This is a genomic window from Providencia sp. PROV197, from assembly GCF_028479625.1.
Classification (GTDB): Bacteria; Pseudomonadota; Gammaproteobacteria; order Enterobacterales; family Enterobacteriaceae; genus Providencia; species Providencia vermicola.
The window spans coordinates 164,355-189,158 of sequence record NZ_JAMPNZ010000020.1 but is presented as its reverse complement, the minus strand read 5'-3'; the positions used below and the strand labels follow the sequence as shown (position 1 = coordinate 189,158).

Here is a 24,804-nt window from a genome sequence, read left to right as displayed (position 1 = left end):
TACCCATGATCGCAATACAAAATCTATCACAGGCTTTTTCACAACAATATGTGCTTAATGGCATCGACTTAACGGTGGAAAAAGGCACGGTTTTAGCACTACTGGGGCCATCTGGCTGCGGCAAAAGTACCTTGCTGAAACTGTTAGCAGGCTTATTGCAGCCCACTGATGGCACTATCCAATTTTCGGGCAATATCGTCGCAAGTGCTCACCACCTCGTCCCCCCAGAGAAACGCAACCTCGGCATGGTATTCCAAGATTATGCTTTATGGCCGCATATGACCGTTGCGCAGAATGTTGCATTTCCTTTGAGAATGCGGGGAGTGGGTCGCCAGCAGATTGAAGCTCGCGTAGTTCAGGCCCTTGAGCGTGTTGGATTAATGGATTTTGCCAAGCGAAAACCCGCGGATTTGTCTGGCGGGCAGCAGCAGCGCGTCGCATTGGCTCGAGCCATTATTGCTGAACCTGAAATTTTGTTATTCGATGAACCTCTTTCCAACCTCGATATCGCCCTGCGCCAATCTCTTTGTGAAGAAATGGCGCAATTGCTGAGGACACTGGAAATTACTGCGGTGTATGTCACTCACGATCCCGCGGAAGCCAATACGTTAGCACACCAAATCGCCCATATGCGAAATGGCAAAATTGACCGTTTGACGACCTTATGAAGAGAGAAATTCCATGCAAAAGTTAACCGCAAAACACGTTTTTTCACTAAAGGGTATTACCATGAGCCTTAGCCTTTCCTGTGCACTGTTTTCTGTTTCAACGCAAGCCATTACTGTGTATACCGCGGGGCCTGGCGCGATGGCAAAACAACTGGCCGCAGGGTTTGAAAAACAAACAGGCACGAAGGTGGATGTATTTCAGGCCACAACGGGCAAAGTGATGGCTAGGCTTGAGGCCGAACAAGCAAACCCGCGTGCGGATGTGCTGATTTCCGCTTCATGGGATACCGCCGTTGATTTACAACAAAAAAACTGGTTGTTGGCCTATGAAAGTCCAAATGCACAGCAAGTGCCTGCGCGATTTAAAACCCCTTATTATGTCGCCCAAGGGATTTCAGCTCTTGGTATTGTGTGGAACAGTAAAAGCGGCACGCCAAAACCAACGGATTGGCAAGATTTAGCACAGCCTGTATTTAAGGATAAAGTGACGATGCCAGACCCAGCATTATCCGGGGCATCACTGGATTTAGTCTTGGGTTTACAAAATGCAAAAAAAGAGGCTGCATGGTCACTTTTTGCTGATTTAAAAGCCAATGGTATGGTGATTTCGGGGCCAAACGCACAAGCGCTCACCCCAGTACTACAAGGGGCGAAAGCCGCTGTATTTGGTGCGGTGGATTACGTGGCTTATGGCAGCATTGCCAATGGTGAATCCATTGAAGTTATTTTCCCCAGTAGCGGTACCGCGATAGCCCCGCGACCAATGATGATTTTAAAAAGTAGTAAACAGCCTGATGAAGCGAAAGCGTTTATTGACTACGTGCTGTCAGCTGAGGGCCAAGAGATCGTCGCCAATGCATGGTTGATGCCTGCTCGAGCGGATATTGCAGGGAAACGTCCTGATTTCTCGACACTGACATTATTGCCAGAAGCCACAACAGATAGCGCAGAGCGTAGCGATGTTCTCTCTCGTTTAAGCGCCTTGTTCCGTTAGTTTTCTCGGCAATAATTAGCAAACCGCTGGGTAGGCCTCTTACCCAGCAGGAGTGTTGTTTCTAATGATAAAAATTCGTTTCCTCCCTTTAATCATCATTATTGCACTCGCCATTTTAGTGGTGATCCCTCTGTGCTTTATTGTGCTACAGGCGCTGTTTCCACAACTCGGGCAAGGGCTATTTTCCCAACCGTTCGCGCCGATTATTCATTTAATTAATGAGCCTGAGTTACCCGAACTACTACAAAACACATTATTGCTCGGCGTCGGCGTTGCACTCATTAGTGCGGTAATTGCGATCCCTTTAGGGGCGTTGCGAGGCTTATTTAATTTGCCGTTTGCCAAGACTTGGGATTTACTTTTTCTGATCCCATTTTTGATCCCACCCTATATTGCAGGGTTATCATGGATGCTGACATTGCAGCCGAATGGGTATTCCCAACAGTTGTTTGGTGTTAGCCCAGGAAGCGCGATATTTTCCTTAGGTGGTATGATGGGAATTATGGCGCTGAATTTATTTCCTGTGCTGTACTTTGCCGTTTCACGCAGTATGGCGGCAAATGGTAACCGTCTTGCTGATGTGGCTCGAGTTCATGGCGCACCGCCTTGGCAGGCCTTTTTCAGGATTACCTTTCCGTTATCCTTACCGTCAATAGCGGCTGGGTTATTGTTGGTGTTTACCTTAGCGATTGAAGAATATGGCATCCCTGCTGCAATAGGCGCACCGAATGGTATTCGTGTATTAACAACGGATATTGAACAGCGTTTAGCGGATTGGCCGATTGATTTACCTGGTGCGGCGTCGTTATCGTTGATTTTGGCGAGTGTGGCTATTTTTGCTTATACGCTACAACGTTCTATTGTTTCGGGGAAAAATGTGGCGACGACGACAGGGAAAGCCGCGGCGTTGGTGACACGCTCTCTTGGGGTATGGCGTTGGCCTGTTGTCGGGGTATTTGCAGTGGTGAGCTTTTTAGCCGTCGGGATGCCGCTACTGGCAATGTTTGGTACCGCATTTTCATCGACGGTCTCAGGCGGTTTAGCATGGGATAATTTAACCTTAAGGCATTTCTCTGGTTTGGTTGACTCCCAAGCGGAAGCGCTAGATGCGTTATTAACCAGTGTGTCATTAGCCAGCGCAACAGCGATATTAACGGGGGTTTTAGGGTTTTTATCTGCGTGGCTGGTGGTTTCTCAACGTATCCGTGGGGCTGTTATCATTGATGCCTTGTCTTTATTACCCATTTCCATTCCAGGGATAGTGATTGCCGTAGGGATGATTTTGGCGTGGAATCAGCCTTTCTGGCCTGTCACGCCATACCATACTTGGGGCATTTTATTGCTTGCTTACAGTTGTTTGTTGTTGCCATATCCCGTGCGGTATTGCAGCGCAGCGCTAACTCAAATTGGTGGTAGTTTAGCGGATGCCGCGCGAGTACACGGCGCATCTGCAATAACGACATTGCGTTTGGTGCTGTTCCCATTAGTGTTGCCAAGCTTATTGGCCGCGATGATGTTGGTATTTGCCGTGGCATCGAGGGAACTCGTTTCCTCACTTTTACTCGCTCCCGCAGGAATGCAGACGGTATCTATCTTTGTGTGGCGGCAGTTTGAGCAAGGCTCCATCGGCAGCGGCATGGCGATGGCCTGCATCGCAGTGTTGATCAGTTTAAGTTTGATGCTGTGCGCACAATGGGTACAGGGGCGGTATAGCAAAGAATAATGTGGAAGAACTAAAGGTGGCAATATGCCACCTTTAGTTTGTTGACAAAGCAGGATAAAGCGTGGTTTTTCCTGCTTTGTGTTATCAGCCGAAAATCAATAAATTGATTTTCCTAATTTATTTTCAAAACCTATCCAGTCTGTAGTCAAACCTGATCGGTTTGTCAGCATTCTGAAAGTGGCAATATGCCACCTTGATGATATTGGTTAGTTAATATCACTCGCATCGTGGCGTTCGCGTACTTGTTGTGCGGGGTCGCCTTGTAAGCGATTGACGCGGCGGCCGCGTTGTACTGCAGGGCGTGCATAAACTTCATCTGCCCAGCGAATGACATTTTTGTACTCATGCACTGATAAAAACTCGGCGGCGTCATATAGCCAGCCTTTGACTAAGGCGCCATACCACGGCCAGATGGCGATATCAGCGATAGTGTAGTTATCACCTGCCACGTATTTATTGTCTGCTAGGCGTTTGTCTAACACGTCAAGCTGGCGCTTGGTTTCCATGGCAAATCGATTGATTGGGTATTCGTATTTTTCAGGGGCATAGGCGTAAAAATGACCGAAACCGCCTCCCGCAAAGGGGGCTGAGCCCATCTGCCAAAATAACCACGATAATGTTTCGGCGCGCTCAGGCTGTGTGGTAGGTAAAAAGGCAGAAAATTTTTCCGCCAAATAGGTAAGAATTGAACCTGATTCGAACACGCGGATAGGTTCTTTACCACTTCTGTCGACTAATGCAGGGATTTTTGAATTCGGGTTGATATCCACAAACCCAGAACTAAATTGGTCACCTTCACCAATATTAATCAACCAGGCATCATATTCGGCTTCTTGAATTCCCAGCGCTAACAGCTCCTCAAGCATAATTGTCACTTTTTGCCCGTTAGGTGTGCCTAGTGAATAGAGCTGTAGTGGGTGCTTACCAATTGGAAGTTCTTTTTCGTGTGTGGCACCAGAAACAGGGCGGTTAATATTGGCAAATTTGCCGCCATTGCCTTGCTGCCATTGCCATACTTTTGGTGGAATATACGGTGTGTCTGCCATTGATTATCTCCTTAATTATTTCGAAGAATTTGATTCAATAATCCCATTGCTAATGGTTCCACTGTAGCAAGCCATTGCCAATTCGCCAGCTTTTTTATCGATTTTTAGGTGTGATCAGGTTGTGAACTGTGCAGCGTGCATGAACTCCATCTTTAAACAGAATGGTTTTTTTGCATAAAATCTGATTGGTGAAATTACGCTGGTGTTGTTAATGCGCACAACGAGTCAGTAAAAAAATCTCCCTTAAGCTGAGATAGCTTAAGTGTTAAGTTGATAACTAAAGGTAAATATTTATCTCGGCAATCAAAAAAACACCTTTAATTGACACTTAAGCGAAAAATATTTAACAAACGAATTGTGCAAATAACTAATCCAATTAAAAAAAGGATGTGAACAATATGTGAACATTGGCACTAATTTCGCAGGGGGCATTTTATACATTGAATACCAATAAGAGATATCCGTTGGTTGGAGTGCGCCCATGTTTGCATCAAATTCAAATATCTATCAAAGCCTATTAAATAGGGCAAACACGCAGCCTGATGCTGTCGCTATTGTTTTTGAAGAGCAGCATTGGCGTTATCGCCAGTTATTGGTGAAGGTCAACCAAACGATGTTTTGGCTAACATCGACCCTACAATTGCGAAAAGGCGACCGTATTATTTTGGGGTGGGGAAACACCATAGAGTTTTGCCAGCTATTTTATGCGGCGGTGGGGCTGGGTATTCAGGTTATTCCATTAAGCACCAAAATGAAGGAGTTTGAGGGCAAAGAGCATCTTTCACGTATTAATGCAGATGCCATTTTTTGGGATGATACCTACCAGCCATGGTTGGGGGACTTTAATGTGAAAGGTATCAGCCTTTCTCAATGGAAAGCATTAACACTGACGGATGAAATGACGTTTGTGAATCATGTTAATGAAGAAGACCCCGCCGTCATTATTTTTACATCAGGGACAACAGGGGCACCAAAAGGTGCAGTCATTACGCATAAAAATATTTTGTCAGCGGTTTATGCTTATCAACAAACATTAAAATTAACTGAAAATGATAAAACGATATTAGCCGTACCGATTTACCATATTACTGGGCTATCGGCTATTTTGGCATTATTTATTCATATTGGTGGAACTATTTTTCTACATCAAAAATTTAATGCTAAAGAAATGATTTCAACAATTGCGAAAGAAAAAATTACTTTTTTACATGGCTCGCCGACAGTTTTCATTTTATTAGTTCAAAAGATAAAAGAAAATAAAAGCATTAATTTAGAAAGATTTAATTCGTTGAAAATGATTGCCTGCGGTGCAGGGCATTTAAATGAAGGAACGATTAAAGAGCTATCTTATATTTTTGCAAAAACATCAATTCATTCTATATATGGTTTAACGGAAACATCGTCCCCTGCAACGGTATATTTAGATGATATTCGAAACAGCCCGAAAAAAGCCAGTTCAGGCACACCAGTTCCAGGGCTGAAAGTTTCGATTAGAAGTGAAAAGGGTGAAGAAAAACAGGTAAATGAAACTGGGAATATTTGGGTTAAAGGGGATGTTGTCATCCAGCGTTATTGGCCTGATAGCCCTGCAAATACCACGTCGTTTCAGGATGGGTGGTTCTTTACTGGGGATATTGGTTATCTGGATGAAGACGGCTTTCTTTATATTCAAGATAGAATTAAAGATATGATTAATCGAGGTGGGGAAAAAATTTATTCTATCGAAGTTGAAGATTTAATTTCCAATTACCCTGGTGTCAATGAAGTCGCCGTTATTCCAGTAGAAAGCCCAATTTATGGTGAAGAACCAATAGCGTTTATTATTCCAGAAAGCCAAGTGTGTTTAACCAGTAAAGAAATTATGGAATGGCTAAAAGAACGGATACCTAATTATAAAGTCCCTGTAAAAATTATGTTTACCCGTAATTTCCCAAGAACATGGAATGGGAAAATAAGTAAGAAAGATTTAAAACATCGATATTATTCTTTAAATAGCTAACAGCTAATTCTTTTTTAATTTATCAAATAAAGGGCTATGAAATATTAGCCTTTAGGTAGGTTTTATCATGAATAATAAGTTTATCTCTAAACAAGAAGCCGCTGAATTAATTAATGATGGCGATACAATTTGTACTGTGGGAATGACATTAACCAGCGCAGCTGAGTCTATTTTGTCTGCCATTGAACAGCGTTTTTTATCAGAAGGTTCGCCAAAACAATTAACGTTAGTGCATGCGGCAGGGCAATGTAACCGTATTCGCGGTAATCAACATTTTGCACATCAAGGCATGGTGAAACGTATTATTGGCTCTCACTGGGGATTAGCGCCGCGTTGGATGCAGATGATCAACGACAATGAAGTTGAGGCCTACTGCTTACCTCAAGGGCAAATGGTGCATTTGTATGGCGCGATGGCAGCAGGTCTTCCTGGTCGTTTATCCAAAGTCGGTTTAGGGACATTTATTGACCCTGATTTAGAAGGCGGCCGAATGAATGCTAAAACGCTAGCACTGCCACCGCTGGTCGAAAAAGTGAGTTTTAAAGGGGAAGATTGGTTGTGGTACCCCGAAATTCCGCTGGATGTTGTGGTGATCCGCGGTACGCATGCAGACAGCAAAGGCAACCTGACCACTGATGAAGAAGCCATGTCGTTGGAAGTGTTGCATGCGGTTTTAGCGGCAAAACGCTTCGGTGGGAAAGTCATTGCTCAGGTGAAGTATTGCGTGGAAGAAGGCACTTTGCACCCGAAACGCGTTACTGTTCCTGCCAGTTTTATTGACCACATTGTGATTTGTGATAACCCAGAAGAAGACCACCGCCAGTCTTCAAGTTGGTTCTTTGACCCAACACTGTGCGGTGATATCCGCACGCCTGTACAGCAAACCACACCATTGCCGCTCGATATTCGCAAGTTGATCGGGCGTATCGCCTGTCGTTACCTCACTGAAAACTGTGTGATTAACTTAGGGACAGGGATCCCGAATGATGTGATCGGTTCAATCATTCAAGAGGAAGAGGCCACGAAATGCGTGGATATCACTGTGGAATCTGGCATTTGGGGCGGAGTTCAAGCGGGGGGGATTGATTTTGGTATTGGCCGCAACCTGTCTGCGATGATCAGCCACCAAGATCAGATGCTTTACTACAACGGGGCGGGGGTAGATATCACCTATATGGGCGCAGGGGAAATGGATGCCAGCGGCCATGTGAATGCCACTTTACTTGGCAATATTTGCCCAGGAGCAGGTGGGTTTATTGATATCACACAAAATGCCCGCCATGTGGTTTTTTGCTCAACATTTACTGCGAAAGGGTTAGATATCCACTGTGAAAACGGGCAGTTAAAGATTACCCGTGAAGGGGATATTCGTAAGTTGGTGAATAACGTTAGGCAGATTTCTTGGAACGCAGATGTGGCACGCCAGATTAACCAAACCATGCATTTTGTCACGGAGCGTGCGGTATTTACCTTGGGTGGAAAAGTGCCTGTATTGGTTGAAATCGCACCAGGGATTGACATTGAGCGTGACATTCTTGCCCATATGGATTTCGTGCCAGAAATCTCCCCTGATTTGAAAGTGATGTCCTCTTCATTATTTGAAGAAGCGCCTTTTGGTTTGGTTTCGTATTTATAGTTTCAATATTAAAGAGGAATTTATTTATGTTAGTCAAAGACAAAGTTGCCATCGTCACGGGCTCAGCAAGAGGTATTGGTTTTGCTATTGCACAGGTACTGGCAGAAGAAGGTGCAAAAGTGGTGATTTCCGACCTCGCGATGTCCTCTGGTGAAGAAAGCGCAAAACAGCTACAGGCTCAAGGCTTTGAAGCCGTGTTTATCCCGTGTGATATTTCCAAACGCGAGCAAGTAAATGCACTCTTTTCACAAGCTAAAGAACACTTTGGCGCCATTGACGTGATTGTCAATAACGCAGGGATCAACCGTGATGGCATGCTGCATAAGTTAAGTGACGACGATTGGGATAAGGTTATCGACATTAACTTGAAAGGCACGTTTAACTGTATGCAAGAAGCAGCAAAATTGATGCGCGAGCAAGGAAGTGGTCGCATTGTGAATATCTCTTCCGCAAGCTGGTTAGGAAATGTGGGGCAAGCTAACTATGCAGCCTCAAAAGCAGGGGTTATCGGCTTAACGAAAACCGCTTGTCGCGAATTGGCGCGTAAAGGCGTCACCGTCAATGCTATCTGCCCTGGGTTTATTGATACTGACATGACCCGGGGTGTGCCTGAAAAAGTGTGGGACATCATGATCAGCAAAATCCCTGCGGGCTTTGCGGGTGACCCACGAGACGTTGGGCAATGTGTGGCGTTCTTAGCGTCAGACAAAGCGCGCTATATCAATGGCGAAGTGATTAACGTTGGCGGCGGTATGGTGCTGTAGGAGAACAGAATGAAAAACGCAAATGATATTGTGATTGTCAGTGGTGTGAGAACGGCGATTGGTACTATGGGTGGCAGTTTTGCGAACACGCACCAACACGATTTAGGGGCTGAAGTGATCCGTGAAGCCGTAAAACGTGCAGGGATCGCACCAGAAGATGTGGATGAAGTGATTGTCGGAAACGTGGGGCAAATCGCAGAAAGCGGTTTTATTGCGCGGATCTGTCAACTACGTGCTGGCTTACCAAAAGAAACTACCGCTTATTCTGTTAACCGCCAATGTGGCTCGGGGCTACAGGCACTGGCAGATGGCATGATGTTGTTGCAAACAGGGCAGTCGAATGTGGTTGTGGCATGCGGAACGGAAAACATGACCATGCTGCCGTACTACTTGCGTAAAGCGCGTTATGGCTACCGCATGGGCAATGATGTTTTAGAAGATGGATTGACGTCGATTTTAACTTGGCCTGAAGGCCCATACCACAACGGGATGACGGCGGAAAATGTCGCAGAGCAATTTAATATTTCCCGTGAGGAAATGGATGATTTTGCCTGGGATAGTCAGCAAAAAGCGCTGAAAGCCATCGAAGCAGGTTACTTTAAAGATCAAATCCTGCCGATGGAAATTCAAGAAGGGCGTAAAGGGACACGTATTTTCGATACGGATGAACACCCACGAGATACGCCAAGGGAAAAACTGGCAAAATTACGCCCTGCATTTAAAGCGGATGGTGTGATTACTGCAGCCAACTCTTCAGGGATTAATGATGGTGCAGCGGCATTAGTGATGATGCGCCGCGAAGAAGCGGAAAAACGTGGTTTGAAGCCACGAATGAAAGTGGTGGATTGGGCGGTTGCAGGATGTGAAGCCGCCATTATGGGGTTCGGTCCCGCACCTGCGACACGCCGCTTGATGGAAAAAATAAAGATGGATGTCAAAGACATTGATCTCATTGAGTTAAATGAAGCTTTTGCCGCTCAGGCGATAGCAGTTATGAATGATTTGTCATTAGATAGTTCACGGGTCAATGTGAATGGCGGCGCGATTGCACTGGGTCACCCCGTTGGGGCGAGTGGGGCGATTTTACCCGTTAAGTTAATGTATGAAATGGAACGCCGTCAGGTTACTACAGGGTTAGTGACGATGTGTATCGGTGGTGGTCAAGGGATATCAATGTTGTTCGAAAGAGAATAAGAAATACCGCAAGTAAAAAGCCCGACGTGGGGCGTCGGGCTGTTGCTGAGGTAATAACAACAGGTAGGGGAATGTAAGAAAGCACCAAGCCTGTTTCACTGCAACATGAGGATCTTATCTATGTTTTCTACAAATGCAAAGTTAGATTATGCGGCACAGGGTAAAAAGACCAACGCAAAGATATATCGCAACCTGATGCCGTTATTGATTTTGGCTTATATTATTAGCTTTATTGACCGCACGAATATCGGGATGGCAAAACATGCGATGTCGATAGACCTCGGATTATCTGCCACGGCATTCGGGATCGGCGCGGGGTTATTTTTCCTGACCTATTCAATTCTTGAGATCCCAAGTAACCTGATCATGGAAAAAGTGGGTGCGCGCTTTTGGATCACGCGGATCATGATCACGTGGGGGTTATTGTCTGCCGCAATGGCATTCGTTACAGGGCCTACGTCTTTTTATATTCTGCGCCTATTATTAGGGGCAGCAGAAGCGGGGTTATACCCTGGTGTGATCCTGTATATGACCTACTGGTTTAGCCAAGAAGAACGGGCTAAAGCAACAGGGTTATTCTTATTAGGGGTGTGTCTTGCCAATATCATTGGTGCACCATTGAGTGGTTTATTGTTAAGCATGGATGGGCTATTAGGTTTCCATGGTTGGCAATGGATGTTTGTGATTGAAGGTTTACCTGCGGTTATTTTGGCTTTTGTCGTGTGGTTTGTTTTACCGAATAAACCAGAAGACGCAAAATGGTTAGATGAAGACGATCGGAATTATATTAAATATAAACACGAGCAAGACCAAAACAGCATTAGCGTCAGTAATAACAAATTCTCACTTAAGGCGGCATTTAAAAATAAAGCGTTTATGATGATTGTCGCGATTTATTTTACGCACCAATTCTCTGTATACGGCTTAAGTTATTTTTTACCAACGATTATTGGTGAATACGGTAAATTAACGCCAATTCAAATAGGCTTATTAACGGCAATTCCTTGGATTTCAGCGGCTATTGGCGGCATTTTTGTGGCAAGAAAAGCGAATACTCCGCGTCGTTCGTCCCGCATTTTAATTTCGGGTTATGCGGTGATGGCTGTTGGATTGGTGATTGGGGCACTTGGCGGGCCAGTGGTTGGGCTAATCGGCTTTTGCTTAACTGCCTTTATGTTCTTTGTTGTGCAATCTATTATTTTCTCACTTCCACCAACGTATATGAGTGGTAGTATGCTGGCAGGGAGTTTGGCCTTACTGAACTGTTTAGGGTTGTTTGGCGGTTTCTTAGGACCATTTATTTTAGGTTTCTTTGAAGATTACACAGGCACTGCCACCTCTGGATTATGGTTTGGTGTTGGCTTGTTGGTTATCGGAACACTTATCGCTTCGCGAGTGAACACCAACGGTATGAGCAACAGCGAGAAAGTAAAAACGCCAACATCGGTACAAGCAAAATAACGCAACATCGCCATTTACAATAGGAAAGCCTACATGAAAATTGTTATCGCACTTGATTCCTTTAAAGGAAGTTGCTCAGCACAGCAGGCATGCCAAGCAGTTGCTGAGGGTTTCAAGCGTGTATCCTCCGATTTGGATATGACGTTATTGCCAATATCTGATGGCGGAGAAGGCCTGTTGGAGTCACTAGAGCATAGTCCAGTTTTATCTGGTGTAACGCCTTACATATTGACGTGTACAGGACCTTATGGCAGCCAAGTTGATGCACGGCTGTTGGTGCTGGACGGAAAAACCGCTTTTATTGAAATGGCACAATGCAGTGGCCTAGAGCTTGTCAAACCTGAATTTCGCCATGCAGAAAAAGCCTCAACATACGGTTTGGGGGAAATGGTGAAATATGCCCTCGACTTGGGGTGCAACCGCATTATTCTTGGTATAGGTGGAAGTGCAACAAACGATGGCGGGGCGGGCTTTGCGCAAGCACTTGGCGCACAATTTTACGATAAAAACCATCAACTGATTAGCTCGCCAATAAATGGTGAGAACCTTATTAATATCGCAAAAATTGACTTGGATAAGTTCGATCCTCGTGCTGCGGCTGTTGAATTTAACGTATCTTGTGATGTGGAAAATCCGCTGCTCGGCAAAAATGGAGCAACGTATATTTATGGCCCACAAAAAGGGGCTGATAAAACTGTACTAGACCAGCTGGAAGCAGGTATGACGCATTATGCACAATTAATGTCGAGCACCTTAGGGAAAGATGTCTCATCAGAAGCGGGAAGTGGCGCGGCTGGTGGACTCGGTGCAGGATTGCGTTGGTTTGTCGATGCTAAGCTCGAAAAAGGGATTGACCTTGTTCTCGGGTTATTGGGTGCAGAGGCTTATATTCAACAAGCAGACTTAGTGATTGTTGGAGAGGGGCGGATGGACAGCCAAAGTGCCAACGGTAAAGCACCCGTCGGTGTCGCCCGTATGGCAAGCCGCTTTGGTGTGCCGACAATCGCCTTATGCGGTGGATACAGTGAGGATAGTCGAATTTTGTATCAACACGGGATTACGGCGATGTGGTCACTTTGCCCTGGACCTGTTTCTTTAGAGCAAGCGATGGTTAATGGAGAGCGTTACCTAGTGGATACCGCTGAAAACTTACTAAGAACAGTATTAGCAAGCCAAAAAATTTAATAAAACAATAAGATGAGGCGGTAATATGCTACTGACTGAAAAATTAGCTAATGATATTGTCACGCGTGCGATGGGGATCATCCACCACAACGTCAATGTGATTAACAGTCAGGGGATGATTATCGCTTCAGGTGAAAAAAAACGTATTGGTGAAACACATGAAGCCGCAGTGGAGGTGATCCGCTGCGGCAAACGGATCACGATTTACAATGAAAATGAAGCCCGTGCTTATTCTAATGTAGCCCCAGGGATCAATCATCCGATTATTGTGGCTGACAAAGTGGAGTTGGTGATTGGCGTGAGTGGTGATCCCGTGGTTATTCAGCGTTATGCGGAATTAGCGATTCTTACCGCGGAGTTACTTATTCAGCAAGAAATTGAGCGTCGTAGCATCAATTGGCAGCACCGCTTACGGGATATGTTATTTGTTCAGTTTATTGAAAGTACCACACCTATTCAGGGGCGTAGTGCATTATTAAAGCTGCATAACTCAGGTTTTTCGTTTTCGCTACCCACGATCCCAGTGATTATTAATATTGAAGCCATTCAATATCGCCCTGAAATCTTAGATACCATCATTACAGAATTATCGGCGATGGAAAAAAGTGATGTATTGCTACTCAATAGCCGTGAAGTATTGATGCTATTTCCCTCAAAACACTATCAAAATGAATCATTTATTCCTAACCTACATTTTATTTTGGATGGTCAACTGAGTCAGTACTATATTGGTGTTGGTGTGCAAGCCGATAGCGAAGAACATGTGCGTGATGCGGTGCATTTTGCTCGCTCAGTGATTGATGTGGGACGTCAGACAGTCCCTGAAAAACAGGTTTTCTTATTTAAAGAAATGGCTTCATTTTGTTTATTTAATGAGTTAGAAAACAGTTATTTATTTAATTTCTTTTTGGATATTTGCAACAAAATTTTATTGCATGATTCAGGGGAAAGTTTGTTGGAAACGTTAGAGTTATTTTTATCGCAAAATGGTGAAATTGGTAATACCGCTTTGCAGCTTGGTATTCACCGCAACACGTTAAGTTATCGGCTACAACAAATTAAAAAGCAAACGGGGCTAGACCCAACAAAATTCACTGATTTGATTCAATTATCGGTGGCGATGCATGGCTACCGTCGGCGTTACCCAAAACAGCAGCCATGGTTAGATGCATTAACCTAATTATTACTTTTGCTGTAAAACCCAAATAGCGGCTTCAATACGCGATTTTAAATTGAGTTTTTTCAGTAAATGCTTCACATGTACTTTAACGGTACTCTCCGTAATATTTAATTTATTGGCAATCTGCTTATTGGATAGCCCCCGTGAGATTAAATCTAAAATATGCGTTTCTCTTGGGGTGAGTACCGATAAATTATGTTCAGTAGATGTGCGATTATCTCTTAATGATTCGGCTAAAACAGAGGCTAATGTTGGACTGACAACCATTTTACCGCTGGCGGCTTCTTTCAATGCAACAATGAGTTTTTCGGGTTCCATATCTTTTAATAAATAGCCATCAGCACCGTGTTTTAGCGCATTAATTAAATCTTCACCATAGTTAGAAACGGTGAATAAAATAATGCGGCCAGAAAGTTCGTGGTTGCGTAAATTGCAGAGGACTTCAAACCCGTTCATTCCTGGCATATTTAAGTCTAATAGGATTAAATCCGGATCATATTCTTCGGCGATTTTAATGCCTGTTTCTCCGTCATCAGCTTCCCCAATGACTCGCAATGTCGGCTCTAAGCTGATTAGTTGCTTAACCCCATTACGCAGCATCGGATGATCATCAATGAGTAAAATTGTGGATTGGCCAGTGGTGATATTTTTGTTTTCCATCAACAAGTAACTCCAATTTAATTAAGCCACAGCGAGTGGGAATGTGACACTGACTGTTGTTCCCCCCTGAACACGAGGTGCAATTTGGTATTCTCCGTTTAAGCTCAGAGCCCTTTCCCTCATGATAATCAGTCCATAATGGTTATTTTTCGTGGGCTGGGGTTGAATACCGTCACCATTATCTTCAATGGTGACGGTGATAACGTCTGCATTTTCGAATAACGAAACTTGCGACCAATTTGCATTGGCGTGCTTGAGAATATTGCTCAAGGCTTCTCGGATTATCTGTATGATATGAATAGCTTGGTGTGGCGAAATGCTTTTTGCTGGCAGTTGGTAATTCAAATTTATTTCAAAGCCAACACGTTGGCTAAATTCATTGATAGTACTTTCTAAAGAGGGCAATAAACCTGGTTCAGTGAGCTTTAACCTAAAAGTGGTTAATAATTCACGTAATTGGCTATAAGCAGAGTTAATTTCATTGCGCATTTCATTGAGTAAATCTTGTTGTTTATTGGGCAAAGATTCTGGCTGCATTTGCAGATAGCTAATTTGCATTTTTAAACATGATAACGATTGGGCAATAGAGTCATGGAGTTCTCTGGCGATTGCCGAGCGTTCATCCATAATTAGCAATTGTTGTTGCTGCTCTAATTGGTGCGCCATTGCTAACATACCAGTGATTTGTTTGACCAACATTAGCACTAAATTATTTTGCTCATCGGATAAAGGCCTATCTATTGAGATCTCAGCTAGGATAACCCCATAGCGGTGTAAATTATCGGAGATATCCCACGATAACATTGTTGGATGTTCCACGGTTTCAGGGGCTGGAAATTCACCACAGTGGATGTCATGAAAATAGGTATCGTTATTTTCTTCATATAGCCGCAAGCTAATATTTTTAAGGGGGATTAGGTTTTGTAGTTCTATCAGTACTTTTTCTAGGCGTACCGCCAGTGGGTCGATGGAATGCAAGGTACGATTTGATTGATACAGGTACAGCAATACTTTGTTTTTATTCTGTAAGTCTGCCGTTTTTTCTTCGACACGAGACTCTAATTGACGGTAACTTTGCGCTAATTCATCAGACATTTGGTTTAATGTTTGTCCAAGAGCGCTAAGCTCATCATGTTTTTTATACGTTGGATAACGTTGGCTAAAATCCCGATGACTAATCGCATTCACCATATTTAACAGTTTTAGCCAAGGGTAATAAATTTTCTTCCTAAAATGGCAAATGGTGAAGAGTAATAATAGAGAAACGAGGCCGATAAACACCATTTGTGTCATGGCGACATAGGTCATTTTACGTTCTGTTTTTTCATCGATACTTTTTACTAACTCATCGATTTTATTAACAAAAGTGATAACCTCAAAACGTGCATCATTGGGGGAATTGGCTTTTGCTAGCGCAGGTCTTAAGTCGTTTAGCCAATATTGGTGAAGCTCGCTAAATAGATTAGTTAAATCCTCTATTTCGACCACTTGGGTTAATTCAGGGCTTAATAAATCATGTTCAAGTTCATTCAGATAAATATCCGAATAGGTATTGAGTGGTGTTAATGAAAGCAAGTGATAACTTTGCATTCTTAGCGACCCCGATTTATTTATTGCGTGAGCGTTCCCTTGCACGCTAATAATCATTTGGTTGGAAATTGTCATGCCAATAATACCGAGTACAGCAATCAATAACATTAAGCCAATAACTTGGTTAATGATTGAAAATCGGCGGTTCGCAGTTGGCATACATAATCCTTAATTCCATGACATCATTATTCAATATTTTTTATAACGCTATTATTGTTCCTCTATTAGACAAAATTGAATATGCCACTTCGGTATTACTCCCTAATATCTCGCCGAGTCTTTTTGCTAAAATTTGCATCAATGAATGTTTTTAATGTATTAAATTATTCGTTTATATTTAATTGGTTAACTAAAAATACCCCTAATACTCCTCTGGTGGACGGTCTGAATTTCGTGCCAAATTTGATTTAAATCTACCTTGATTTAGATCAGCTTCATGCTGGCTTATTCGCCACACACTGCGCTCAGAAAATCGTATTTATCGGGGTGAATTATGTCTCAACGAGAGAGGATTAATAATACGGCTGTGCAGCCAAAAGGTGTTATTCAGGATTGGCGTCCTGAAGAAAGCCAATTTTGGCAGCAAACAGGTCAGCGAATTGCCAAACGTAATTTGTGGATTTCAATTCCGTGTTTATTGCTTGCATTCTGTGTATGGATGCTATTTAGTGCGGTTGCTGTTAATTTAAATAAAGTGGGTTTTAATTTTACCACTGACCAATTATTTTTATTAACCGCACTGCCTTCCGTTTCTGGCGCCTTATTACGCGTGCCCTATTCTTTTGTTATTCCTATCTTTGGTGGTCGTCGTTGGACGGCAATTAGCACTGTATTTCTGATTATTCCGTGTATTTGGTTGGGGTATGCGATTCAAGACCCAACAACGCCATACCAAGTATTTGTGATTATTTCCCTGCTTTGTGGTTTTGCTGGGGCAAACTTTGCATCAAGCATGGCGAATATCAGTTTCTTTTTTCCGAAAGCTCGCCAAGGTGGTGCGCTGGGCTTAAATGGTGGTCTAGGAAATCTAGGCGTTAGCGTGATGCAGTTAGTCGCCCCGTTTATTGTCGGTGTGGGGGTGTTTGCTTTTGCGGGTGGAACAGGAGCGGTTCAGCCTGACGGTTCTGTACTTTGGCTGGAAAATGCAGCGTGGGTTTGGGTGCCATTCTTGCTGTTCTTTACGGCGATGGCATGGTTTGGCATGAACGATTTGGCAGCAAATAAAGCCTCTTTAAAACAGCAACTTCCTGTTTTAAAACGTGGACATCTGTGGATTTTAAGCCTGTTGTACCTCTCAACATTTGGTTCATTTATCGGTTTTTCCGCGGGCTTTGCCATGCTGTCGAAAACCCAGTTTCCCGATATCGTCATCTTGAAATTTGCCTTTTTTGGCCCATTCCTTGGTGCATTAGCCCGCCCACTTGGCGGCATGCTGTCTGACCGTTTTGGCGGCGTCAAAGTGACTTTCCTGAACTTTATCGCCATGGCTATTTTTTCAGGGCTACTGTTCTTTACCTTGCCAGAAAATGGCCAAGGCGGCTCCTTCGGTGCGTTTTATGGTGTGTTTATGGTGCTGTTTTTAACGGCAGGTTTAGGCAGTGGTTCCACATTCCAAATGATTGCCGTGGTTTTTCGCAAATTAACCATGGACAAGGCTTTATTAAGAGGTGCTTCAGAGCAAGAAGCACAAAAAGAAGCAGTAACCGAAAGTGCGGCAGCGCTTGGGTTTATCTCTGCCATTGGTGCAATTGGTGGCTTTTTTATTCCAAAAGCCTTTGGGACGTCGTTAACCCTGACAGGCTCACCCGCTGATGCCATGAAAGTGTTCTTTGTGTTCTATCTCTCTTGTGTGTTTATCACGTGGTTAGTTTACGGACGTACCCACAAATAATAACAAGTTATAAAAATCCTTTTTAAGCAATGTACGGCGGCGGTCGCCGTCTCTTTGGAGGCAATCCGAATGAGCAAATTTTTAGATAGATTTCGTTATTTTAAGCAGCTGGGTGATACCTTCGCAGGCGACCATGGGCAAGAGCTCAATGTTAACCGTGATTGGGAGGATAGTTACCGTAGTCGCTGGCAGCACGATAAAGTCGTACGTTCGACCCACGGTGTTAACTGCACTGGTTCATGTAGCTGGAAAATTTACGTCAAAAATGGCCTTGTGACGTGGGAAACACAACAAACTGACTACCCACGCACCCGCCCAGATTTACCTGATCACGAGCCTCGTGGTTGTCCGCGTGGTGCCAGCTATTCATGGTATTTATACAGTGCAAACCGCGTGAAATACCCGATGATGCGTAAGCGTTTACTGAAATTATGGCGCGATGCAAAAGCAGAGCACCAAGACCCCGTCGCAGCATGGTTATCCATCATTAGCGACCCAGAAAAAGCGCAGAGTTACAAACAAGCTCGTGGTCGCGGTGGTTTTGTTCGCTCCAGCTGGCAGGAAGTGAACGAGTTAATTGCAGCTGCTAACGTGGCGACGATTAAGGAATTTGGTCCTGACCGCATTGTCGGTTTTTCGCCAATCCCTGCGATGTCGATGGTGTCTTATGCGTCAGGTGCCCGTTATTTATCTCTCATTGGTGGGGCTTGCCTGAGCTTCTACGATTGGTACTGCGACTTACCGCCTGCATCCCCAATGACGTGGGGGGAGCAAACGGATGTACCAGAATCCGCAGACTGGTATAACTCATCTTACATTATTGCTTGGGGCTCGAACGTCCCGCAAACTCGTACGCCTGATGCTCACTTCTTTGCAGAAGTCCGCTACAAAGGGACGAAAACTGTTGCTGTCACGCCAGATTACGCCGAAATCACCAAATTCTGCGACCATTGGCTGAACCCAAAACAAGGGACTGACAGTGCCATGGCGATGGCAATGGGGCATGTCATCCTCAATGAGTTCCACGTCAAACGTGAAGCGGAATATTTCCGTGAATATGTTCGCACTTACACCGATATGCCGATGTTGGTGATGCTCGATAAACATGAAAACGGTGCGTATGTTGCTGGGCGTATGCTGCGTGCTTCGGATCTCGTTGATTCTTTAGGCGAAGAGAAAAATGCCGAATGGAAAACCATCGCGATTGATGAAGAAACAGGGGCACTGTGCGCCCCTCAAGGCTCGATGGGGTTCCGTTGGGATGACAGCCAAAAATGGAACTTAGAACCGCGCGCAGGGCAAGATGCACACCAGATCAAAATGCAACTCAGCCTTGCAGATACGCACGATGAATTTGTTGAGGTTGGCTTCCCATACTTTGGTGGTTTAGAAAGCGAACATTTCCAACGTGTTGAATTGAAAGATGTTTTGTTGCACAAATTACCCGCGAAACGTATTCAGCTTGCGGATGGCAGTGAGTCACTGGTTACTAGTGTGTATGATTTGATGCTTGCTAACTACGGCATTGACCGTGGTTTCGGTGATGAAAACTGTGCCGTTGATTACGATGATATGAAAGCCTATTCCCCTGCATGGGCTGAAAAAGTCACTGGGGTGAGCCGCCAAAATATCATTCGCATCGCCCGTGAATTTGCGGACACCGCAGAGAAAACCCACGGCCGTGCGATGGTAATTGTTGGGGCTGGTATCAACCACTGGTACCACATGGATATGACTTACCGCGCAATTATCAACATGCTGATTTTCTGTGGCTGCGTGGGGCAAAGCGGCGGTGGTTGGTCACATTACGTCGGCCAGGAAAAATTGCGCCCACAAACAGGCTGGACGCCACTGGCTTTTGGTCTTGATTGGCAGCGTCCACCACGCCATATGAACAGCACATCATTCTTCTATAACCATTCAAGCCAATGGCGTTATGAAACGGTAGGGACGGAAGAGTTACTCTCACCTTTAGCGGATAAAAAAGCATTTAGCGGCAGTTTAGTGGACATGAATGTGCGTGCTGAAAGAATGGGCTGGTTGCCATCTGCACCACAATTAAGCGTTAACCCAATCAATATTGCTAAACAGGCACAAGACGTGGGGCTTTCCCCAGTAGATTACACCGTTAAGCAATTGAAGGACGGCAATATTCGTTTTGCAGCAGAACAGCCAGATGACCCACAAAATTTCCCACGTAACCTGTTTATTTGGCGCTCAAACTTATTGGGTTCCGCAGGGAAGGGCCATGAATATTTATTGAAATATTTGCTGGGTACTGAAAACGGTATTCAAGGCAAAGATTTAGGTCAACAAGGTGGCGTCAAACCTGAGGAAGTAGAATGGCAAGATACAGCAGCACAAGGGAAAGTGGACTTAGTGGTGACTCTCGATTTCAGAATGTCGAGCACCTGCCTGTTCTCAGACGTTATTTTACCGACCGCCACTTGGTATGAAAAAGACGATATGAATACCTCGGATATGCATCCGTTTATTCACCCATTATCCGCCGCGGTTGACCCTGCTTGGGAATCGAAAAGCGATTGGGAAATCTACAAAGGCATTGCCAAAGCTTTCTCAGATGTCAGTGTCGGCCATCTAGGCAAAGAAACGGATGTCGTCACACTGCCGATCCAGCACGACAGTAAAGCTGAAATGGCGCAACCTTTTGATGTGAGAGATTGGAAAAAAGGCCAGTGCGAGCTGATCCCTGGAAAAACGGCGCCGCACATTATTTGTGTTGAACGTGACTACCCCAATACTTACGCACGTTTTACCTCCCTTGGTCCATTAATGGACAAATTAGGGAACGGTGGGAAAGGCATTAGTTGGAATACGCAAGATGAAGTTGATTTCCTGAAAAAGCTGAACAAAACCCAGCCCGAAGGGGCTAATGCAGGCCGCCCTAAAATTGACACTGCCATTGATGCTGCCGAGGTGATTTTAACTTTAGCCCCCGAAACCAATGGGCAAGTGGCAGTGAAAGCATGGGATGCGTTAAGCAAGGTGACAGGGCGCGACCATACGCATTTAGCACGCTACAAAGAAGATGAGAAAATTCGCTTCCGCGATATTGTGGCACAGCCACGTAAGATCATTTCCAGCCCAACGTGGTCAGGCTTAGAAGATGAACATGTCTCTTACAACGCTTGTTATACCAACGTTCACGAGATGATCCCATGGCGTACACTTAGTGGTCGTCAGCAGTTATATCAAGATCATGAATGGATGCGTGCCTTTGGTGAAAGTCTCGTGGTATATCGCCCGCCAATTGATACGCGTGCGGCTCAGCCATTAATGGGTAAAAAATCCAACGGTTACCCTGAAAAAGCGTTGAATTTCCTAACGCCACACCAAAAATGGGGTATTCACTCCACTTATAGCGACAACTTATTGATGTTGACGCTCGGTCGTGGTGGCCCTGTGGTTTGGCTAAGTGAGGACGATGCTTGCGAGTTAGGCATTGAAGATAATGATTGGGTTGAAGCGTTTAACAGCAATGGAGCGCTGACAGCAAAAGCGATCGTCAGCCAACGGATCCCTGATGGCATGATCATGATGTACCACGCGCAAGAACGGTTGATCAATTTGCCGGGGTCAGAAATTACGGCGCAGCGCGGGGGTATTCATAACTCAGTAACGCGTGTTTGCCCGAAACCAACCCATATGATTGGCGGTTACGCCCATCTAGCTTATAGCTTCAATTACTACGGAACCGTGGGTTCTAACCGTGATGAATTTGTGGTTGTTCGCAAAATGAAACAGGTCGACTGGCTGGATGGGGAAAACGATGCCTATCAGCAGACCCTGAGCGGAAAGGAGAAAGCATAATGAAAATTCGTTCTCAAGTCGGCATGGTGCTAAACCTCGATAAATGTATTGGTTGCCATACATGCTCAGTGACCTGTAAAAATGTCTGGACCAGTCGCGAAGGTGTTGAATACGCATGGTTTAATAATGTCGAGACCAAACCAGGTATCGGCTATCCCCATCACTGGGAAGATCAGGAAAAATGGAAAGGCGGCTGGATCCGTACCATCAAAGGCAAGCTGGTTCCTCGTATGGGGAACAAAGTGGGCGTGCTGTCTAAAATCTTTGCTAATCCTGATGTACCTGCTTTGGATGATTATTATGAGCCATTTAATTATGACTACGGCCATTTAAAAAATGCCAAAGAAGGCAAACATGTGCCAACTGCGCGTCCACGGTCATTGATCACAGGCGAACGGATGAGCAACGTGAAAATGGGGCCTAACTGGGAAGATGACCTCGGTGGCGAATTTGCGAAACGCGCCGCAGACAAAAACTTTGAGCACATCCAAAAAGAGATGTATGGGCAATTTGAAAATACTTTCATGATGTATTTGCCACGCCTGTGTGAACATTGTTTGAACCCTGCTTGTGTTGCAACGTGCCCAAGCGGTGCGATTTACAAACGCTCTGAAGACGGTATCGTCTTGATTGACCAAGATAAATGCCGTGGCTGGCGTATGTGCCTGACAGGCTGCCCGTACAAAAAAATCTACTTTAACTGGAAAAGCGGCAAGTCAGAAAAATGTATTTTCTGTTACCCTCGCATTGAATCTGGCATGCCAACGGTTTGCTCGGAAACCTGTGTTGGGCGTATCCGTTATTTAGGTGTGTTGCTGTATGACGCCGATAAAATTGAATCAGCGGCGAGTGTAGAAAAAGAAACGGATCTGTATCAAAGTCAGCTCGATGTCTTCCTTGATCCACACGATCCTAAAGTGATTGAAGAAGCGCAAAAACAGGGGATCCCATTAAGTGTGATCGACGCTGCTCAGAAATCGCCAGTGTATAAAATGGCGATGGAGTGGAAACTAGCGCTGCCGCTGCACCCTGAATATCGCACATTACCGATGGTGTGGTATGTGCCACCTCTGTCACCCATTCAATCTGTCGCTGATTCGGGTTTATTGGCTAACAATGGCGTACTGCCTGATGTGGAAAGCCTGCGCATTCCAGTGCAGTACCTCGCCAATTTATTGACGGCTGGGGACACAGAGCCTGTGCTGTTAGCACTAAAACGTATGTTAGCGATGCGCCATTATAAACGTGCTGAAACCGTAGAAAACCAGTGTGATACCAGTGCGTTGGAGCAAGTGGGATTAACGGAAGAGCAAGCCCAAGAAATGTACCGTTACTTGGCAATTGCTAACTATGAAGACCGTTTTGTGATCCCATCCAGTCATCGTGAATTAGCACGTGAAGCGTTCCCTGAAGCCAAAGCTTGTGGCTTTAGTTTTGGTGATGGTTGCCATGGTAGTGATAGCAAAACCAATCTGTTTAATAGTAGACGTATTGATGCCATTGATGTGACGCCAAAAACAGCGCAGGAGAACACACTATGATGACGTTAAGAGTGATTTCTCGGCTGTTAGAATACCCGTCAGAGGCGCTTTGGCAGCACCGCGATGAGTTAATCGAAGCATTAGAGCAAGCAGATGAATTACCTGTTACTCGTGCTATTCAGTTGATGATGTTTGTGCGCGAATATCTCAATGACGACTTGTTAGATATGCAGGCGCAATATTGTGAGCTGTTTGATAGAGGGCGCGCAACATCGTTACTGTTATTCGAGCATGTTCATGGGGAATCCCGCGACCGCGGTCAAGCAATGGTCGATTTAATGGGGCAGTACCAGCAGCATGGCTTGCAAATTGATTGCAAAGAGCTACCCGACTATTTGCCTATTTACTTGGAGTATCTCACTGTTTTACCACCGCAAGAAACTGTGGGGGGCTTGCACGATATCGCACCAATCTTAGCGTTACTAGGGGAGCGATTAAAACAGCGTGAAAGCCGCTTTGCGAGCTTGTTTGAGATATTACTTGAGTTATCCAATAGCGAAATTGCCACTGAGCAACTTAGCGAAAAAGTGGCATCAGAAGCGCGGGATGACACGCCTCAAGCCCTTGATGCGGTGTGGGAAGAGGAACAAGTGAAGTTTTTTGCGGATGAGAAAACCTGCGGTGGGGAAGTCACCGCCCATCAACACCGTTTTGCCAATGCCGTCACGCCGCAATACTTGGACCTTGGTACGAGCAGCCATGTAGGAGTGCAAAAATGAATTTTCTCAATCAATTCTTCTTCGACATCTATCCGTATATTGCAGGCACCGTGTTTATTGTCGGTAGCTGGCTGCGTTATGACTACGGTCAATACACATGGCGTGCGGGTTCGAGTCAAATGTTAGATAAAAAGAATATGCGTCTGGCATCCAATTTATTCCATTTGGGGATTATTGGGATTTTTGTCGGCCATTTTCTGGGGATGTTAACACCACATTGGATGTATGAATCTTTCCTACCAATGCATATCAAGCAGTTGATGGCGATGATCGGGGGCGGCTCTGCGGGGGTGATGATGTTAATTGGTGGAGCGATGTTACTGAAACGCCGACTGACTAACCCACGTATTCGCGCCACATCTTCCTTTGGTGACATCATGATTATGGTATTGCTGGTGGTGCAAGTGTGTTTAGGGCTACTCACTATTCCATTCTCTGCGCAGCACATGGATGGCAGTGAAATGTTGAAGTTAGTGGGATGGGCGCAATCAGTTGTGACATTCCATTGGGGCGCGTCGAATTACCTTGAAGGCGTTGGCATCGTGTTCAAGTTACATATCGTGTTGGGGATGACAATATTCTTACTCTTCCCATTCTGCCGTTTAGTGCACATCTGGAGTGCACCTATCGAATACCTAAGTCGTCGGTATCAGTTGGTGAGAAATCGCCACTAAGTTTGGGTTTCACAGGGAAGTGAGCCAGTACATTGCTCTTGTGTAATT

General features: G+C 44.8%; 18 protein-coding genes. 15 read left to right on the top strand and 3 right to left on the bottom strand.

What is annotated here, in order from left to right:
• The first annotated feature begins 5 nt into the window (after positions 1-5).
• The 3 genes from PR808_RS11950 to PR808_RS11940 all read left to right on the top strand — a co-directional run bounded on the left by PR808_RS11950 (position 6) and on the right by PR808_RS11940 (position 3,385).
• A complete protein-coding gene (locus PR808_RS11950) occupies positions 6-668 on the top strand; it encodes an ABC transporter ATP-binding protein (protein ID WP_206083792.1) in 663 nt (220 codons plus the stop codon).
• A 61-nt stretch (positions 669-729) separates the two neighbouring features.
• Complete coding sequence (locus tag PR808_RS11945) at positions 730-1,662, top strand: ABC transporter substrate-binding protein (protein WP_375084323.1); 933 nt, start codon at positions 730-732, stop codon at positions 1,660-1,662.
• A 64-nt stretch (positions 1,663-1,726) separates the two neighbouring features.
• Positions 1,727-3,385: an ABC transporter permease gene (locus PR808_RS11940; RefSeq protein ID WP_272539364.1), complete on the top strand. Its 1,659-nt coding sequence runs from the start codon at positions 1,727-1,729 to the stop codon at positions 3,383-3,385.
• Positions 3,386-3,591: 206 nt separating this feature from the next.
• Here the strand turns inward: PR808_RS11940 and yghU are convergent, their stop codons facing one another.
• Complete coding sequence (gene yghU / locus PR808_RS11935; RefSeq protein ID WP_272539363.1) at positions 3,592-4,431, bottom strand: glutathione-dependent disulfide-bond oxidoreductase; 840 nt, start codon at positions 4,429-4,431, stop codon at positions 3,592-3,594.
• A 481-nt stretch (positions 4,432-4,912) separates the two neighbouring features.
• Here yghU and PR808_RS11930 point away from each other — a divergent pair, with 481 nt between their 5' ends.
• The 7 genes from PR808_RS11930 to PR808_RS11900 all read left to right on the top strand — a co-directional run bounded on the left by PR808_RS11930 (position 4,913) and on the right by PR808_RS11900 (position 13,850).
• Positions 4,913-6,430 carry a class I adenylate-forming enzyme family protein gene (locus PR808_RS11930; protein WP_272539362.1) on the top strand — a complete coding sequence of 506 codons (1,518 nt, stop codon included), beginning with the start codon at positions 4,913-4,915 and terminating at the stop codon, positions 6,428-6,430.
• Positions 6,431-6,497: 67 nt separating this feature from the next.
• Positions 6,498-8,066, top strand: coding sequence for an acyl CoA:acetate/3-ketoacid CoA transferase (locus tag PR808_RS11925; RefSeq protein WP_206083348.1), 1,569 nt, complete (start codon positions 6,498-6,500; stop codon positions 8,064-8,066).
• 26 nt (positions 8,067-8,092) lie between these two features.
• Positions 8,093-8,830, top strand: a complete 738-nt coding sequence (gene fabG, locus PR808_RS11920) for a 3-oxoacyl-ACP reductase FabG (RefSeq protein ID WP_272539361.1) — start codon at positions 8,093-8,095, stop codon at positions 8,828-8,830.
• Between the two features lie 9 nt (positions 8,831-8,839).
• A complete protein-coding gene (locus PR808_RS11915) occupies positions 8,840-10,024 on the top strand; it encodes a thiolase family protein (RefSeq protein ID WP_206083350.1) in 1,185 nt (394 codons plus the stop codon).
• A gap of 120 nt (positions 10,025-10,144) precedes the next feature.
• The gene (locus PR808_RS11910) at positions 10,145-11,485 is read left to right on the top strand and encodes an MFS transporter (RefSeq protein ID WP_206083351.1); all 1,341 of its coding nucleotides are present in this window, start codon (positions 10,145-10,147) and stop codon (positions 11,483-11,485) included.
• A gap of 33 nt (positions 11,486-11,518) precedes the next feature.
• The gene (locus PR808_RS11905; protein WP_206083352.1) at positions 11,519-12,670 is read left to right on the top strand and encodes a glycerate kinase; all 1,152 of its coding nucleotides are present in this window, start codon (positions 11,519-11,521) and stop codon (positions 12,668-12,670) included.
• A gap of 25 nt (positions 12,671-12,695) precedes the next feature.
• Positions 12,696-13,850 carry a CdaR family transcriptional regulator gene (locus PR808_RS11900; protein WP_272539360.1) on the top strand — a complete coding sequence of 385 codons (1,155 nt, stop codon included), beginning with the start codon at positions 12,696-12,698 and terminating at the stop codon, positions 13,848-13,850.
• Positions 13,851-13,853: 3 nt separating this feature from the next.
• On the opposite strand, the gene narL is transcribed toward PR808_RS11900, so the two are convergent.
• Together narL and narX are read right to left on the bottom strand one after the other, a co-directional pair.
• Complete coding sequence (narL, locus tag PR808_RS11895; RefSeq protein WP_206083354.1) at positions 13,854-14,510, bottom strand: two-component system response regulator NarL; 657 nt, start codon at positions 14,508-14,510, stop codon at positions 13,854-13,856.
• A gap of 21 nt (positions 14,511-14,531) precedes the next feature.
• Positions 14,532-16,259, bottom strand: a complete 1,728-nt coding sequence (gene narX / locus PR808_RS11890) for a nitrate/nitrite two-component system sensor histidine kinase NarX (protein WP_272539359.1) — start codon at positions 16,257-16,259, stop codon at positions 14,532-14,534.
• A 334-nt stretch (positions 16,260-16,593) separates the two neighbouring features.
• Here narX and PR808_RS11885 point away from each other — a divergent pair, with 334 nt between their 5' ends.
• The 5 genes from PR808_RS11885 (at position 16,594) to narI (ending at position 24,756) form a co-directional block, all read left to right on the top strand.
• Positions 16,594-17,991, top strand: a complete 1,398-nt coding sequence (locus PR808_RS11885; RefSeq protein WP_272539358.1) for a NarK family nitrate/nitrite MFS transporter — start codon at positions 16,594-16,596, stop codon at positions 17,989-17,991.
• A 69-nt stretch (positions 17,992-18,060) separates the two neighbouring features.
• Positions 18,061-21,822: a nitrate reductase subunit alpha gene (locus tag PR808_RS11880; protein ID WP_272539357.1), complete on the top strand. Its 3,762-nt coding sequence runs from the start codon at positions 18,061-18,063 to the stop codon at positions 21,820-21,822.
• Positions 21,822-23,363: a nitrate reductase subunit beta gene (narH, locus tag PR808_RS11875; RefSeq protein ID WP_206083358.1), complete on the top strand. Its 1,542-nt coding sequence runs from the start codon at positions 21,822-21,824 to the stop codon at positions 23,361-23,363. The genes PR808_RS11880 and narH overlap by 1 nt, the downstream gene beginning before the upstream one ends.
• A complete protein-coding gene (narJ, locus tag PR808_RS11870; protein WP_206083359.1) occupies positions 23,360-24,082 on the top strand; it encodes a nitrate reductase molybdenum cofactor assembly chaperone in 723 nt (240 codons plus the stop codon). The genes narH and narJ overlap by 4 nt, the downstream gene beginning before the upstream one ends.
• Positions 24,079-24,756 carry a respiratory nitrate reductase subunit gamma gene (narI, locus tag PR808_RS11865; RefSeq protein ID WP_206083360.1) on the top strand — a complete coding sequence of 226 codons (678 nt, stop codon included), beginning with the start codon at positions 24,079-24,081 and terminating at the stop codon, positions 24,754-24,756. The genes narJ and narI overlap by 4 nt, the downstream gene beginning before the upstream one ends.
• Positions 24,757-24,804 lie beyond the last annotated feature (48 nt).

Coding starts and splice junctions, on each gene's coding strand:
- narH (WP_206083358.1), top strand. CDS start 21,822: ATGAAAATTCGTTCTCAAGTCGGCATGGTGCTAAACCTCGATAAATGT.
- PR808_RS11880 (WP_272539357.1), top strand. CDS start 18,061: ATGAGCAAATTTTTAGATAGATTTCGTTATTTTAAGCAGCTGGGTGAT.
- PR808_RS11945 (WP_375084323.1), top strand. CDS start 730: ATGAGCCTTAGCCTTTCCTGTGCACTGTTTTCTGTTTCAACGCAAGCC.
- narI (WP_206083360.1), top strand. CDS start 24,079: ATGAATTTTCTCAATCAATTCTTCTTCGACATCTATCCGTATATTGCA.
- fabG (WP_272539361.1), top strand. CDS start 8,093: ATGTTAGTCAAAGACAAAGTTGCCATCGTCACGGGCTCAGCAAGAGGT.
- yghU (WP_272539363.1), bottom strand. CDS start 4,431: ATGGCAGACACACCGTATATTCCACCAAAAGTATGGCAATGGCAGCAA.
- narJ (WP_206083359.1), top strand. CDS start 23,360: ATGATGACGTTAAGAGTGATTTCTCGGCTGTTAGAATACCCGTCAGAG.
- PR808_RS11885 (WP_272539358.1), top strand. CDS start 16,594: ATGTCTCAACGAGAGAGGATTAATAATACGGCTGTGCAGCCAAAAGGT.
- PR808_RS11930 (WP_272539362.1), top strand. CDS start 4,913: ATGTTTGCATCAAATTCAAATATCTATCAAAGCCTATTAAATAGGGCA.
- PR808_RS11915 (WP_206083350.1), top strand. CDS start 8,840: ATGAAAAACGCAAATGATATTGTGATTGTCAGTGGTGTGAGAACGGCG.
- narL (WP_206083354.1), bottom strand. CDS start 14,510: ATGGAAAACAAAAATATCACCACTGGCCAATCCACAATTTTACTCATT.
- PR808_RS11925 (WP_206083348.1), top strand. CDS start 6,498: ATGAATAATAAGTTTATCTCTAAACAAGAAGCCGCTGAATTAATTAAT.
- PR808_RS11950 (WP_206083792.1), top strand. CDS start 6: ATGATCGCAATACAAAATCTATCACAGGCTTTTTCACAACAATATGTG.
- narX (WP_272539359.1), bottom strand. CDS start 16,259: ATGCCAACTGCGAACCGCCGATTTTCAATCATTAACCAAGTTATTGGC.
- PR808_RS11900 (WP_272539360.1), top strand. CDS start 12,696: ATGCTACTGACTGAAAAATTAGCTAATGATATTGTCACGCGTGCGATG.
- PR808_RS11910 (WP_206083351.1), top strand. CDS start 10,145: ATGTTTTCTACAAATGCAAAGTTAGATTATGCGGCACAGGGTAAAAAG.
- PR808_RS11905 (WP_206083352.1), top strand. CDS start 11,519: ATGAAAATTGTTATCGCACTTGATTCCTTTAAAGGAAGTTGCTCAGCA.
- PR808_RS11940 (WP_272539364.1), top strand. CDS start 1,727: ATGATAAAAATTCGTTTCCTCCCTTTAATCATCATTATTGCACTCGCC.